Source organism: Streptomyces capoamus, from assembly GCF_014654935.1.
GTDB lineage: Bacteria > Actinomycetota > Actinomycetes > Streptomycetales > Streptomycetaceae > Streptomyces > Streptomyces capoamus.
This window is the reverse complement of the sequence record NZ_BNBF01000014.1, coordinates 35282-48107: the sequence shown is the minus strand read 5'-3', so window position 1 is coordinate 48107 and position 12826 is coordinate 35282. Positions and strand designations below refer to the sequence as shown.

General features: G+C 73.6%; 10 protein-coding genes and 2 pseudogenes. 6 read left to right on the top strand and 6 right to left on the bottom strand.

The window, feature by feature from the left end; genetic code table 11:
- The 3 genes and pseudogenes from IE312_RS41225 to IE312_RS21895 form a co-directional block, all read left to right on the top strand.
- Positions 1-140, top strand: a pseudogene (locus IE312_RS41225) (copper amine oxidase); the annotation flags it as partial.
- Positions 141-265: 125 nt separating this feature from the next.
- Positions 266-1504 (top strand): DUF5919 domain-containing protein, encoded by a 1239-nt coding sequence (locus IE312_RS21900; protein ID WP_189984054.1) that lies wholly within the window; start codon positions 266-268, stop codon positions 1502-1504.
- Positions 1505-1606: 102 nt separating this feature from the next.
- The gene (locus tag IE312_RS21895; RefSeq protein ID WP_189984053.1) at positions 1607-2335 is read left to right on the top strand and encodes a 3'-5' exonuclease; all 729 of its coding nucleotides are present in this window, start codon (positions 1607-1609) and stop codon (positions 2333-2335) included.
- Between the two features lie 71 nt (positions 2336-2406).
- On the opposite strand, the gene IE312_RS21890 is transcribed toward IE312_RS21895, so the two are convergent.
- On the bottom strand, positions 2407-3270 hold the full coding sequence (locus IE312_RS21890) for a phosphotransferase enzyme family protein (protein ID WP_189984052.1): 864 nt from the start codon (positions 3268-3270) through the stop codon (positions 2407-2409).
- A gap of 327 nt (positions 3271-3597) precedes the next feature.
- Between IE312_RS21890 and mgt the strand changes: the two genes are divergently transcribed.
- Complete coding sequence (mgt, locus tag IE312_RS21885; RefSeq protein WP_189984051.1) at positions 3598-4812, top strand: macrolide-inactivating glycosyltransferase; 1215 nt, start codon at positions 3598-3600, stop codon at positions 4810-4812.
- A 199-nt stretch (positions 4813-5011) separates the two neighbouring features.
- Here mgt and IE312_RS21880 read toward each other — a convergent pair whose 3' ends face one another.
- Positions 5012-7252 (bottom strand): MMPL family transporter, encoded by a 2241-nt coding sequence (locus IE312_RS21880; RefSeq protein WP_189984050.1) that lies wholly within the window; start codon positions 7250-7252, stop codon positions 5012-5014.
- A 428-nt stretch (positions 7253-7680) separates the two neighbouring features.
- Here IE312_RS21880 and IE312_RS21875 point away from each other — a divergent pair, with 428 nt between their 5' ends.
- Positions 7681-8715, top strand: coding sequence for a ketopantoate reductase family protein (locus IE312_RS21875; protein ID WP_189984049.1), 1035 nt, complete (start codon positions 7681-7683; stop codon positions 8713-8715).
- 1098 nt (positions 8716-9813) lie between these two features.
- Positions 9814-10137 carry a hypothetical protein gene (locus tag IE312_RS21870; RefSeq protein WP_189984048.1) on the top strand — a complete coding sequence of 108 codons (324 nt, stop codon included), beginning with the start codon at positions 9814-9816 and terminating at the stop codon, positions 10135-10137.
- Between the two features lie 51 nt (positions 10138-10188).
- Here the strand turns inward: IE312_RS21870 and IE312_RS21865 are convergent, their stop codons facing one another.
- The 4 genes and pseudogenes from IE312_RS21865 to IE312_RS41220 form a co-directional block, all read right to left on the bottom strand.
- On the bottom strand, positions 10189-10953 hold the full coding sequence (locus IE312_RS21865) for a sirohydrochlorin chelatase (RefSeq protein WP_229900271.1): 765 nt from the start codon (positions 10951-10953) through the stop codon (positions 10189-10191).
- Between the two features lie 5 nt (positions 10954-10958).
- Positions 10959-11837, bottom strand: a complete 879-nt coding sequence (locus IE312_RS21860; RefSeq protein ID WP_189984047.1) for an ABC transporter permease — start codon at positions 11835-11837, stop codon at positions 10959-10961.
- Positions 11824-12603, bottom strand: a complete 780-nt coding sequence (locus IE312_RS21855; protein ID WP_189984046.1) for an ABC transporter ATP-binding protein — start codon at positions 12601-12603, stop codon at positions 11824-11826. Before IE312_RS21855 ends, IE312_RS21860 begins: the two co-directional genes overlap by 14 nt.
- A 34-nt stretch (positions 12604-12637) precedes the next feature.
- Positions 12638-12826: pseudogene (locus IE312_RS41220) on the bottom strand (sulfate ABC transporter substrate-binding protein); the annotation flags it as partial.

Genomic DNA, 12826 nt, shown 5'->3' with positions numbered 1-12826 from the left:
TCCACCACATCGCCCGGGACGAGGACCAGCAGCCCATGCCCGTGCACTGGCAGGGCTTCTCCATCGCGCCCCGGGACGTCACGGCTATGAATCCGCTCACTCCGAAGGAACTGGCATGGCAGAACGGACACTGGGAATAGCGTAGTTGAGCTGAGCGATCGGGAAACCGACCTGCCCATCCGGCTGCACCGCCGTCCGCTCGCGGAGTACCCTTCCTTGATCGTTGAGACGGGAAAGGCCCGGGGGAGCGGAAGGCGGTGCACGGGTGGGCTCGGGAGGGCTGGAGCTGCCTCCTGGTGACGAGGGTCACGAGGGGAACTCCACAGACGTCCCGCCCGGCGCGGTGTCCCTGGCCCGGCCGATGGACGCGGGATCCATCGGGCCGGAGCTGGACTGGGACGCCGACGCCTGGCGTGAGGTGCGCACCCGCGCCCAGCGGGCGGGACGGGCCTACATCTGGCTGAACCTGGTCGAACAGCGGCTGCGCGCCGTCGTGGCGGCCGTGCTGCGGCCCGTCTACGAACCCGTGCACGGCGACGAGTGGGTGGTCGCCGCGGCCGGCCCGGCCGGGCAGGAGTGGGTGCAGCGCGCGGTCGCCGTCCGCGAGGTCAGCCGCCGCAAGGGCTACCTGCTCGACCCGGCCGACGACAACGTGCTCAGCTTCCTCACCCTGCCGCAGCTGCGCGAGCTGGTGGTGCAGCACTGGCCGTGCTTCGAGCCGTACTTCGACGAGCGCCGGGACCTGGAACTGGCCCTGGACGAGCTGGAGGTGACGCGCAACGTCGTCTCCCGCAACCGGGCCCTGTCCGAGGCGGTCCTCGGCCAGGCCGAGCGCGCCTCCGCCCGGCTGCTGGAGATGCTCGGCGCGGGCGGGGACGTGCCCTCGGCGCGCCGGCTGCCCGTCGACGCGGTCGAGGACCTGGTCGGCGACCGGTACGCCGACGTCGTCGCGGTCCACGCCGACCGGGTGCGGCTGCTGCGCCAGTTCCCGGCCGAGGACATCTTCGGCGGGGCCCGCCGGCTCGACGCCACCGGCATCGGCCTCAACCTGCTGGTGCAGAACTTCTCCGGGCGGCGCCTGCTCCGGCTCGCCGAGTCCGGCTGCCGGGTGCGGCTGCTCTTCCTCAACCCGGCCTCCAGCTCGGTCAAGCGCCGGGAACGGGAGCTGGGGATGAAGCGGGGCGAACTGAGCCGCTCGGTGGAGATGAACATCCTGCACATGCGCCGGGTGCGGTCCCGGCTGCGCGATCCGGGCGCGTTCGAGATCCAGGTGTACGACGAGACGCCGCGCTTCACCGCCTACCTGGTGGACGGCGACGGCGCCGACGGGATCGCCGTGGTGCAGTCCTACCTGCGCGGGGCGCGGGGCATGGAGTCGCCGGTGCTGGTGCTGCGCAACGGCAGCAAGCTGGTCAAGTCGGATGATGTGAGCGAAGCCGGACTCTTCCCGACATACCGCGAGGAGTTCGAGCTGGCGTGGGCGGATTCGCGCCCGGTGTCCTGAACTGTCCCTGACGGCAAGCGGAACGCGAGCCTCGGATTGTCAGTGCCCCGTGCGATGGTGGGAGCCACTGGGGGAAAGCACCACCAAGAAGGGGGGCCGCCCATGGGCTGGCACCGGGAGCTGCTGATCGGCTTCGACCTGGAGACGACCGGGACCGATCCGCACGAGGCGCGCATCGTCACGGGCGCCGTGATCGAGGTCAGGGCCGGCGAGCCCATGGGGCGCCGGGAATGGCTGGCCGATCCCGGCGTGGAGATCCCGGCCGACGCGGTCGCCGTGCACGGCATCAGCAGCGAACGCGCGGCGGCCGAGGGCCGGCCGGCCGACCAGGTGGCCGACGCCATCGCGGACGTCCTGGCCGCCCACTGGAGGACGGGTGTCCCGGTCGTCGCCTACAACGCGGCCTTCGACCTCACCCTGCTCTCGGCCGAACTGCGGCGGTACGGACTGCCGTCGCTGACCGACCGGCTCGGCGGCGCCTACCCGGCCCCGGTCATCGACCCCTACACCATCGACCGCTGGGCCGACCGCTACCGCCGTGGCAAACGGAACCTGGAGGCGGTCTGCGCCGAGTACGGCATAGTCCTCGGGTCGGCCCACGACGCCACCGCCGACGCCCTCGCCGCGGCGCGCCTCGCCGCCGCGATAGCCGAGCGCCATCCGAAGATCGCGTCCCTGGGCCCGGCCGAGCTGCACCAGCGGCAGATCGAGTGGTACGCGGACTGGGCGGCCGACTTCCAGGCGTTCCTGCGCCGCAAGGGGCAGGCGGACGCCGTGGTCGACGGCGCGTGGCCGCTGCGCGCGCCGGCCTCCCGGGACCGGATCGCGTAGCCGCTGGGGCCCGAGGGCAGCCGCAGGGGACGGGCGTCCTCGGAACAGGGCGTCCTCGGAACAGGGCACCCTCAGAAGGGGTACCACCGCACCGTCGGGTCCCCGTCCCGCAGGGACGCCACCCGCCGCTCGAACTCGGCCAGCGCCTTCGGACTGCCCGGGGCGTGCTGGGCCACCCAGGCGCAACTCGCCGTCTCCCGGGCGCCCCTCAGCACCGCACAGCCCTCCCACTCGCGCACGTCCCACCCGTACGCCTCGGTGAAGGAGTCGTAGGACGCGGCGGGCAGCCCGTACCGGTCGCGGGAGAGGGCCATGACGACCAGGTCGTGCTCGCGCAGATCGGCGGAGAAGGTCTCCAGGTCGACCAGGACCGGCCCGTCCGGCCCCACGTGCACATTGCGGGGCAGCGCGTCGCCGTGGATCGGACCCGGCGTCAGACGGGGCGTCAGCGCCGCCGCCCGCGCCGCGAAGCCGTCACGGCGCGCCCGCAGATAAGCCGCGTCCTCCGGGTCGATCGCGTCGCCCGCGAGCCGGAGCCAGCGCTCCACACCGCCCAGCAGATCGCGGGGCGGCAGTTCGAAGGGGGGAGAGGGCAGTGCGTGCACCACGCGCAGCAGCCGGGCCAGGTCCCCCGGCTCCGCGGGCCGCTCGGGATCCGGCAGCCGGTGCCACACGGTCACCGGGTGGCCGTCCACCAGCAGCGGCTTCGGCTCGGCCGCCCGCACCGCCGGTACGCCGGCGTCGGCCAGCCAGCCGGCCACGGCCAGCTCGCGCCCGGCCCGCGCCAGCAGCTCGGCGTCCCGGCCCACCTTCACCACCAGGTCACCGGCCGCGAACACCGCGTTCTCGCCGAGGGCCAGGAGCCGCGCGTCCCGGGCCGGCCCCGGCAGCACTCCCGCCGCGGCCAGAACTTCCCGCGCGCGTGCCTCGTCCATCCTCGTGCCTCCGTGCCGTCTTCCCGTGCCGTGCCCGTCCGGCGCCCGGCCCCCGTCCCCGGCCAGTCTCGCATTCGCACCGACCGCTCACCGTGCGCGGGCCCTCGACCCTCTTCCGCGGCTTCTTGACCGGCCGGTACGCGATGGTCCCGCTGGGGCCGGCGCCGCCGGACAAGGCGGCCACCCCGGCCTGACAGCAGTACTACAGCGGCGCCATCGGCCTGGCGGAGCTGCGCCGCGGCCTGGAGAGGGACGGCGACCTGGTGCCACCCGCGGTGCACGGAAATTGATTAGACGAGACGTATCGTCTCGTCTAGGTTCGTCGGTATGCCTTCCGTGACCCCACCCGCCCACATCGCCATGTTCTCCATCGCCCTCCACGGCCATGTGAACCCCAGCCTGGAGGTGATCCGCGAACTCGTCGCCCGCGGCCACCGCGTCACCTACGCCATCCCCCCGTCCTTCGCCGACAAGGTGGCCGCCACCGGCGCCCGGCCCGTGCCCTACACCTCCACGCTGCCCGGACCCGACGCCGACCCCGATGCCTGGGGGACCACCCTGCTCGACAACGTCGAGCCGTTCCTGGACGACGCGATCCAGGCGCTCCCGCAGCTCGCCGAGGCCTACGCCGACGACGTCCCCGACCTCGTCCTGCACGACATCACCTCCTACCCGGCCCGCGTCCTCGCCCACCGCTGGGGCGTCCCGGCGGTCTCCCTCTCCCCGAACCTCGTCGCCTGGGAGGGATACGAGGAGGAGGTGGCCGAGCCGATGTGGCGCGAGCCGCGCCGGACCGCGCGCGGGCAGGCCTACTACGCCCGGTTCGGGGCCTGGCTCGCCGAGAACGGGATCACCCGGCACCCGGACCCCTTCGTCGGCCGCCCGGCCCGCTCCCTGGTGCTGATCCCGAGGGCCCTGCAGCCCCACGCCGACCGGGTCGACGAGCGCGTCCACACCTTCGTCGGCGCCTGCCAGGGCGACCGGGCCGAGCAGGGTGACTGGCGGCGCCCCGCGGACGCGGAGAAGGTCGTGCTGGTCTCCCTCGGGTCGGCCTTCACCAAGCGGGCCGCCTTCTACCGGGAGTGCGTGCGCGCCTTCGCCGGCCTGCCCGGCTGGCACGTCGTCCTCCAGGTGGGCCGGCACGTGCGGCGGGAGGAGCTGGGCGACGTACCGGCCCACGTCGAAGTCCACGACTGGGTGCCGCAGTTGGCGGTCCTGCGGCAGGCCGACCTGTTCGTCACGCACGCGGGCGCCGGCGGCAGCCAGGAGGGGCTCGTCACCGCCACGCCGATGATCGCCGTACCGCAGGCCGTCGACCAGTTCGGCAACGCCGACATGCTCCAGGCGCTCGGGGTAGCGCGGCACCTGCCCGCCGAGGAGGCCACCGCCGACCGGCTCCGCGAGGCGGCGCTGGCCCTGGTGGACGACCCCGAGGTGGCCCGCCGGCTCGAGGAGGTGCGCGCGGAGACGGCCCGGGAGGGCGGCACCCGGCGGGCGGCCGACCTCATCGAGGCGGAACTGCCCGGCCGCGGCCCGCGTTAGACCCGGTCGTTCGTCACGCCGGCCCGTGGACCTGATGGCGCCGGGCCGCGGACCGTGGCACCGCACCGCGCCAGGCCGCCGCACCGCACCTGGCCGCGTCGTCGCGTCCGCCGGCTGCCGCCGCACGGGCGAGGGCCCGCCGGTCCCCACCCGTTCAAGGGCGACGGGGGACCTGCGGGCCCTGCGGCGGCCGGTGGGATCAGACGGTCAGCCGCTCGCCGCGGTCGGACACCGGCGGCGCGACCGGCTCCGGCGCCTCGTCGTGGGTGAGGTCGGGCAGCCGGTGCAGCCACTTCGGCAGGTACCAGTTGCGCTCGCCGAGGAGCGCCATCACCGCCGGCAGCAGCACCCCGCGGATGACCGTGGCGTCGATCAGGACCGCCGCGGCCAGGCCCACGCCCATCTGCTTCATGGACTGCATGGACAGGGTGCCGAAGATGGCGAACACGGCGACCATGATGACGGCGGCGCTGGTGACGACCCCGGCGGTGGTGACCACGCCGTGCCGGATCGCGTCCTTCGTCGTCCGGCCGCGCATCCGTGCCTCGCGGATCCGGGAGACCACGAACACGTGGTAGTCCATCGACAGACCGAACAGGATCACGAAGAGGAACAGCGGCAGCCAGGTGACGATCGCGCCGACTCCCTCCGCACCCACCAGCGAGGCCCCCCAGCCGTGCTGGAAGACGGCGACGAGGATGCCGTACGCGGCGGCCACCGACAGCAGGTTCAGCACGATCGACGTGATCGCGACCGTCAGCGACCGGAACGACAGCAGCATCAGCAGGAAGGCGAAGACGACCACGAACGCGAAGACCGGGACCACGGAGCCCATCAGCTGGTCGTTGAAGTCGTGGTTGCCCGCGACCTGCCCGGTGATCGGCGCCTGCACGCCGTCGGCCTTGCCGAGGGTCGCGGGCCGCACCTCGTCGCGCAGCTTCTCCAGGCTCTCGGTCGCCCGGTCCATGTCGGAGCCGCCGACCAGCGGCACGGACACCAGGGCGACGTTCCGGGCGGCGTACAGCTTGACGTCGACCGGGCCGCGCGAGGCGCCCGAGGCGACGGCCTGCTCGCGGAAGTCGGCCAGCGCCCGCCGCACGCCGGGGGCGTCGATGTCCTTCGCCTTGACGACGACCTGGGCCGGTTCGCTGCCGCCGGGGAAGGCCTCGTTGAGGTGGTTGTACGTCTGCACCATGGGCAGCGAGTTCCCGAACTCCTGGTCCAGGGTGAGCTGCTGGGTCTTCATGCCGAGCGCGGGCGCGGCGATCGCCAGCAGCGCGCCGGCCGCGACGACGACCGACACCAGCGGCCTGGCCAGCACGCCCCGCAGCACGGCCGACCAGAACCGGCTGTCCCCGCCGCCCCCGCGGCGGCGGCCCAGGAACGGCATGCGGCCCTTCTCGACCCGCTCCCCGAGCAGCGACAGCAGCGCGGGCAGCACGGTCACCGAGCCCACCATGGCGACCGCCACGACCATCAGCGAGGCCAGACCCATCGCCTCGAACTCGGCGAGCCCGGTGAACAGCATGCCCGCCATCGCCACGCACACCGTCACACCGGAGACGACGATGGCCCGGCCGCTGGTGGCGGCGGCGATCCGCAGTGCGGTGCCCGCGTCCCGGCCGGCCGCCCGCTCCTCGCGTTCACGGCGCAGGTAGAACAGGCAGTAGTCGACACCGACGGCCATACCGACCAGCAGCATCACGGAGTTGGCGGTGTCGCTCATCGGCTGGAGGTGGCTGACCAGGCCCATCAGACCCATCGTCGCCATGATGGCGGTGATCGCGAGGGCCACCGGCAGCAGCGCGGCCACCAGCGCGCCGAACGCGATCAGCAGGATGCCGAGGGCCACCGGCACCGCCGAGTACTCGGCCTGCTGGAAGTCGTCGCCGAAGGCGTCCTTGTACTGCTTCTGCATGCTGGCGCCGCCGATCTCCTCGATCCGCAGGCGGGGGTGGTCCTTCTGCACCCCGGCCACGGCGTCGAGCACCGGCTCGATCCGTTCGGCGGCCGTCTCGGCGTCACCGCGCACGTCGAACCGGACCAGCGCGCTGCGCCCGTCGCGGGAGATGGTGTGCGTGTCGTACGGCGAGGTGACGCCCGTGGCCTTGCCGGTGGCCCGTACGGCCCCGACGACGTCGGAGACGGCCGCGCGGAACTCGGCACCGGTGGCGGTCACGGTGCCGGTTCTCGCCTGGATCAGCACGGTCTCGCCGGCCGGCTCCTTGATCCCGGCGTCCTCGATGATCTTCGCGGCGGTGTGTGTCTCGCCCTTGAGCTGGTCGCTCTGGTTCACGTCCACGCGGCCCGCCGCGGAGCCGAGCCCCATCGCGAGCACCACGAACAGCACCCATATGCCGACGGCCGCCCAGCGGTGCCGGGCGCTCCAGCCGCCGGCGCGGGCGGCCAGCCCCCGTGCCCGCACCTCTGTGTTCCCCATGACGGGTCTGCCCCCCTCGTGTGCGGTGACGGTTCCCGCCGCCACCTGTGTGCCTGTTCGATTCGACGGTAGGGGCCGGATCAGGCCATCTCGTCGTACTGTCCGGTGAACTGCGCGGTGGCCGGATCACCGCTGGGGAGGACGTCGGCCCCTTACACCTATCGCCGGTTCTCGGGGATGGTGCTCAGGGGCGCCGGTGTCCGGTCCGTCGACGGCGCTCCCGGTTTGTGATGGCGAAAGTGCGGTGAACCCGTCACAGCTGTGTGGAGTAGTTGATCCGCACCCCGCCGATCAGCGAGAGTTTCGCCAACCCCGCCCACGCCGGGACAGCGGCCGTCGTGCCCGCCCCCACGGGGCACGACGGCCGCTCCGCACGGCACCGGTGACCGGGCACCACAGGAGCGCACGCGTGTGCGAGGCTCGGCGGCATGCGCTACATCATCATCGGAGCCGGCGCGGTCGGCGGTACCGTCGGCGGCCGGCTGGCCCAGGCCGGGCGCGAGGTCGTCCTCGTCGCCCGCGGCCCGCACCTGACCGCCCTCCGCGAGCAGGGGCTGCGACTGAGGGTGCCGGAGGGGGAGTCGGCGCACCGGCTGCCCGCCGTCGACGGTCCGGGCCCGCTCGGCGAGCTGCGCCCCGACGACGTGCTCGCGCTCGCCGTGAAGACCCAGGACACCGTGGCCGCGCTGGACACCTGGGCCGGCGTACCCGTGGCCGGCGGCGGCACCGCGGCCGAACGGCTGCCGCTGGTCTGCCTGCAGAACGGGGTGGAGAGCGGCCGGCTGGCACTGCGCCGCTTCCGGCGCGTGTACGGCGTCTGCGTCTGGCTGCCCTCCACCTTCGTGGAACCCGGTGTCGTCTCCGCCGCCGGCGCCCCGCTCACCGGCGTCCTGCACCTCGGCCGCGTCCCGCACGGCACCGACGACACCGCTCGCCGGATCGCCGCCGACCTCGCCGACGCGCACTTCGAGGCGCCGGTCGTGCCCGACGTGGCCCGCTGGCAGTACGCGAAGCTGCTCGCGAACCTCGGCAACGCGCTGGAGGCGGTCAGCGGACCCATGGTGGGCGAGGCGGCCCAGGCGCTGCTCGCGCGGGTCCGGGCGGAGGGCGAGGCGGTGCTCGACGCCGCCGGGATCGCGTACGCCTCCGCGGAGGAACAGCGCGCGGCCCGCGGCGACAAGGTCACCCTGGTCCCGCTGGACGGGGGCCCGCGCGCCGGCGGCTCCTCCTGGCAGTCCCTGGTCCGGGGCACCGGCACCATCGAGGCCGACTACCTCAACGGCGAGATCGTCCTGCTCGGCCGGCTGCACGGCGTCCCCACCCCGCTGAACGAGCTGCTGCAGCGCCTGGCCAACACGTTCGCGCGCGAAGGCCGGCCGGCCGGTTCGCTGTCGGTCGTCGAACTGGTCGAACTGGCCGATGAGGCGGTACGGCACGGTGGTCGGCCACCGTCGAGGTCGTGATCCGGCCGTCCCTGGGGCCGGCCGCGGGGGCTGACCGGGCCCGGACCAGGGTCCACCGGGCACCGGCGTCGCCGTCATGGCGCGCCACGGTGCCGAGGTGGCCGCCGGGTTCGCGGTGCCACGCCGGGCGGTGTGGCCGCGGCGGACGGGGCCCCGTACCGGCCTTGCCCGAGTTGGCCGAAAGACGTTGCTGTGGCGGGCAGTTCACAGCGCACGTGTGACACGGCGGCCCCGGCCGACGCAGAACCAAGAGCCGTCGCGGTCCGACGTCGCAGGGGAACGCCGGACCGCGGCGGCCGTTACCACACGCCCGCCTCCCGGCACCGTGCCTCTGCGAACTCCGCGACAAGCCCGCGGAGCCGTCCCTAGGGTGAGGACCGCCAAAGGCCTGAGGGGGACGGACGGATGGGCGTGACCGGCAGACCGTCACCGACGTTGCCGCCGTACCGCAAGAACGGGGTCGCCCGGTGCCCGAGCGCCTCCGCGCACCTCGACGACGACCTGGCCCGGTCCGTCGACCGGCTGCTCCCCGGCGGCGGTCCCGACACCCCGGGGCCGAGCCCGGGCACCGACTTCGTCGCCCTCGCCCGGCCCGCCCCGGTGGCCGGCCGTCGCGGCGCCGCCCTCGACCGCCGGCTCGCCCTCCTCCGGATCGCCGTACCCCGCACCCTCCTCGCCGGACTCCGGTCTCTGGTCAACGCGCCCGCGTCACTCGGACGGGTGGCGATTTTCGGCCCACTCGGCGCCGCCGCGGTCGCCTTGCGGGAACGAGGAACCCGGACGGACGGCACCGCCGGTGGAAGCGGGGGACCTGGTCCGCCGCGCCACCCGCCGCACCGGATCCGAACCGCGCGGCGCCACCGGCGGCATCCCGTGCCGCCACCGCCACCGCCGGCGGCGCGACCGCGCACGCGCACCGCCGTACAGATCGTCAACTCGCGGACGTACCCCCTCGGTAACGTCAGCGGCCCCACCAACTTCGGCGCCCCACACGACGGTTCTCCCGGGCGGGCAGCACGGGCAGACACCCTGAACCCAGCCATCCGACGGCTCCCGCGGCCCGCAACCGAGCCGCCGCAGCACAAGCGAGGACAGGACATGAGCTCCTACCACTTCGGCAACGCCAACGGTCCGGCCCACTTCGGCGACCACGGGCAGAGCCGGATCGACTACGCCAACCCCGACCTGCCGACCATGCTGGACCTCACCGCGCGGCTCATCGAGGCGCTGCGCGCCGAGTACCCGCACCTGGTGCCCCAGGGCGAGATCATCCAGGCCCAGTTCCAGGAGTCGGTCGAGGACGGCCTGCCGCCCAACCGGGGCCGGATCCGCTCCGCACTGGACACGATCGCCATCGCGGCCTCGGCCGGCACCGGCAGCCTCGCCTTCACCCAGCAGCTGATCAGCGCCCTCGGGCTCTGACCGGCAAAAGCCCCGCCGCCACGGGGCTTCCGCCAAGTCCACTGGAAGCCCTCAGGCCCCCAGGGCCGTCAGGGCCGGGCGGCACGCCCCCTCGTAGCGCCGTACGAGCAACCGGGCCACCTCGGGTGCCGCACCCAGGACGTCGCCCAGGACGTCCGCCCCGGCCGCGCCCCGCGCGATGCGGTCCGGCAGGAAACCGGGCGCCAGCACGTACGGCGCGACGGCCACCCGCTCGCAGCCGAGGGCGCGCAGCTCCCGCACCGCGTCCTCGGTGCGCGGGAACCCCGACGGGGAAGCGGCGGAGGCGAACGCGGGCCGCACGGCGCACCAACCGGTGTGCCACCACTCCCGCGCGATGTCGGCGATCACCGCGATCGCCTCCGGGTCGGAGGACCCCGCCGAGGCCAGCACGACCCCGGTCGAGGACTTCTCGGCGGGGCTCAGCCCCGCCTCGTGCAGACGCCGTTCCAGGGCGGCCAGCAGCAGCGGCGACGGGCCGAGCACCTCGGCCTGGCGGACGCGCAGCCGCGACGGCGCCTCCCGCAGCACGGCGGGGATGTCCGCCTTGGCGTGGAACGCGCGGGTCAGCAGCAGGGGGAGGGCCACGACGTCACGGACGCCCTGCGCCGCCAGCGTCTCCAGCATCCCGTGCACGGACGGGAGGTTGAAGTCCAGGAAACCGGTCTCCACCCGCACGTCCGGGCGCAGCGAGCGCACCCGGCGTACGAGGGCGTGCACCGTCGCGGCATGGCGCGGATCGCGGCTGCCGTGGGCGATGACGAGGAGCACGGGGCGGGTCGGCTGCACAGGGCGCACGGGACTCAGCTCTTCACCAGCAGACCGCGGCTGCGCAGCACCCACCGCTCCAGCGGGCTGAAGATCAGCAGGTCGATCGCTATGCCGACGAACAGGATGAGCAGGATGGCGAGGAAGACCGTCGCCATGCTGCTGTTGGTGCGGCCCACCTCCAGCAGCTGGCCCAGGCCCATGCCCATGTCCGGCGACTGGGCGATGATCTCGGCGGCCATGAGGGACCGCCAGGAGAACGCCCAGCCCTGCTTCAGTCCGGCCACGTAGCCGGGCAGTGCCGCCGGCATCACGATGTGCCAGGTGCCGCGCAGTCCGGTCGCGCCCAGGGTGCGGCCCGCGCGCAGGAACAGCGGGGGCACCTGGTCGACGCCGGACACCAGCCCGTTGGCGATCGAGGGGACGGCACCGAGCAGGATCACGGTGAACATCACCGAGTTGTCCAGGCCCAGCCAGATCACCGCCGGCGCGACCCAGGCGACCGAGGGCAGCGACTGCAGACCGGACAGGATCGGGCCGAACGCCGCGCGCACGAACCTCACCCGTGCCACCAGCAGGCCCAGCGGCGTACCGATGACCAGCGCGAGCAGGAAGCCCAGCAGACCGCGGGAGACGCTGCCCCAGATGTACTCGAGCAGGGTCCCCTTGAGCCACTGGTCCTCGGCCTCGGACCACACGTCCTGCGGGGAGGGCAGTTTCGTGGGGTCGTCGACGACCGGGTGGAGCAGGCTCCAGGCGACCAGTACCACGGCGATGGCGATGACGGGCGGGAGGATCTTGTTCTTGAAGGTCTGGCTGAAGGGCGGACGGCCGGCGGCCGTGGTCTCCAGCGCGTCGAGGCCCGCCTCGACGCTCCCGGCGTCCTGGGCCGGTGTCGTCTCAGTGCTGGCCATGACGGCGGATCTCCCCACGCAGTACGTCAGTGATCTCGAGCGAGAGTTCGGCCACGGGCGCGTCCTCGATGCGCCGCGGCTGCGGGATGCCGACCGTCCACTCGCGCGCGATCCGGCCCGGGCGCGAGGACAGCAGGACGACCCGCTGGGCGAGCCGCACCGCCTCGCGCACGTTGTGCGTGACGAAGAGGACGGACACGCCCGTCTCCGCCCAGATCCGGGTCAGCTCGTCGTGCAGGACGTCCCGCGTGATGGCGTCCAGCGCCGCGAACGGCTCGTCCATCAGCAGCAGGTTGCTCTCCTGGGCGAGCGCGCGGGCCAGTGCCACGCGCTGGCGCATGCCGCCCGACAGCTCGTGGACCCGCTTGCCGTACGCGCCCCTCAGCCGGACGAGTCCGAGCAGCTCCTCCGCCTTGGCCCGGCGATCGGTCTTGGGAACTCCCCGCAGCCTGAGGGCGAGTTCGATGTTCTTGCCCGCGGTCAGCCACGGGAACAGGGCGTGCTCCTGGAACATCAGGGCGGGCCGGCCGTCCGTCGCTATGGAGCCGGCGGTCGGCCGGTCCAGGCCCGCGACCAGGTTGAGCAGGGTGGACTTGCCGCAGCCCGAGGCCCCCAGGAGGGTGACGAACTCGCCGGGCGCCACATCGATGCTGATGTCGTCCAGGACGAGCTGCTGCCCGCCCGGTCCTGCGAAGGACTTCGAGACGTGCTCAAGGCGAGCGGCGAACTCCACCGACTCCGCGGCCTTGGCGAGGGTCGTTGCCATGGTCGTCACCTCCTGGGAACTCGTCGGGCGGGGATCAGCTGGCGCCGAGACCGGCGTCGTCGACCGGGTGCCCGCCGTCGGCCTGGAGGACCTTGTTGAGCAGCGTGAGGTCGTAGATGCCCTTGAGGTCCGGCTTCTCCAGCAGGCCGGCCTTGACCGCGTGCTCCGCCTCGGTGCCGAGGGTGGCCGCCAGCGGGTCGTCGGTGAACTGGATGGACTTCCA

What these genes read in the sequence shown, in the direction of transcription:
- IE312_RS21880 (WP_189984050.1), bottom strand. Translation starts at nt 7,252, where the DNA reads ATGGGGAACACAGAGGTGCGGGCACGGGGGCTGGCCGCCCGCGCCGGC.
- mgt (WP_189984051.1), top strand. Translation starts at nt 3,598, where the DNA reads ATGCCTTCCGTGACCCCACCCGCCCACATCGCCATGTTCTCCATCGCC.
- IE312_RS21895 (WP_189984053.1), top strand. Translation starts at nt 1,607, where the DNA reads ATGGGCTGGCACCGGGAGCTGCTGATCGGCTTCGACCTGGAGACGACC.
- IE312_RS21890 (WP_189984052.1), bottom strand. Translation starts at nt 3,270, where the DNA reads ATGGACGAGGCACGCGCGCGGGAAGTTCTGGCCGCGGCGGGAGTGCTG.
- IE312_RS21875 (WP_189984049.1), top strand. Translation starts at nt 7,681, where the DNA reads ATGCGCTACATCATCATCGGAGCCGGCGCGGTCGGCGGTACCGTCGGC.
- IE312_RS21860 (WP_189984047.1), bottom strand. Translation starts at nt 11,837, where the DNA reads ATGGCCAGCACTGAGACGACACCGGCCCAGGACGCCGGGAGCGTCGAG.
- IE312_RS21870 (WP_189984048.1), top strand. Translation starts at nt 9,814, where the DNA reads ATGAGCTCCTACCACTTCGGCAACGCCAACGGTCCGGCCCACTTCGGC.
- IE312_RS21855 (WP_189984046.1), bottom strand. Translation starts at nt 12,603, where the DNA reads ATGGCAACGACCCTCGCCAAGGCCGCGGAGTCGGTGGAGTTCGCCGCT.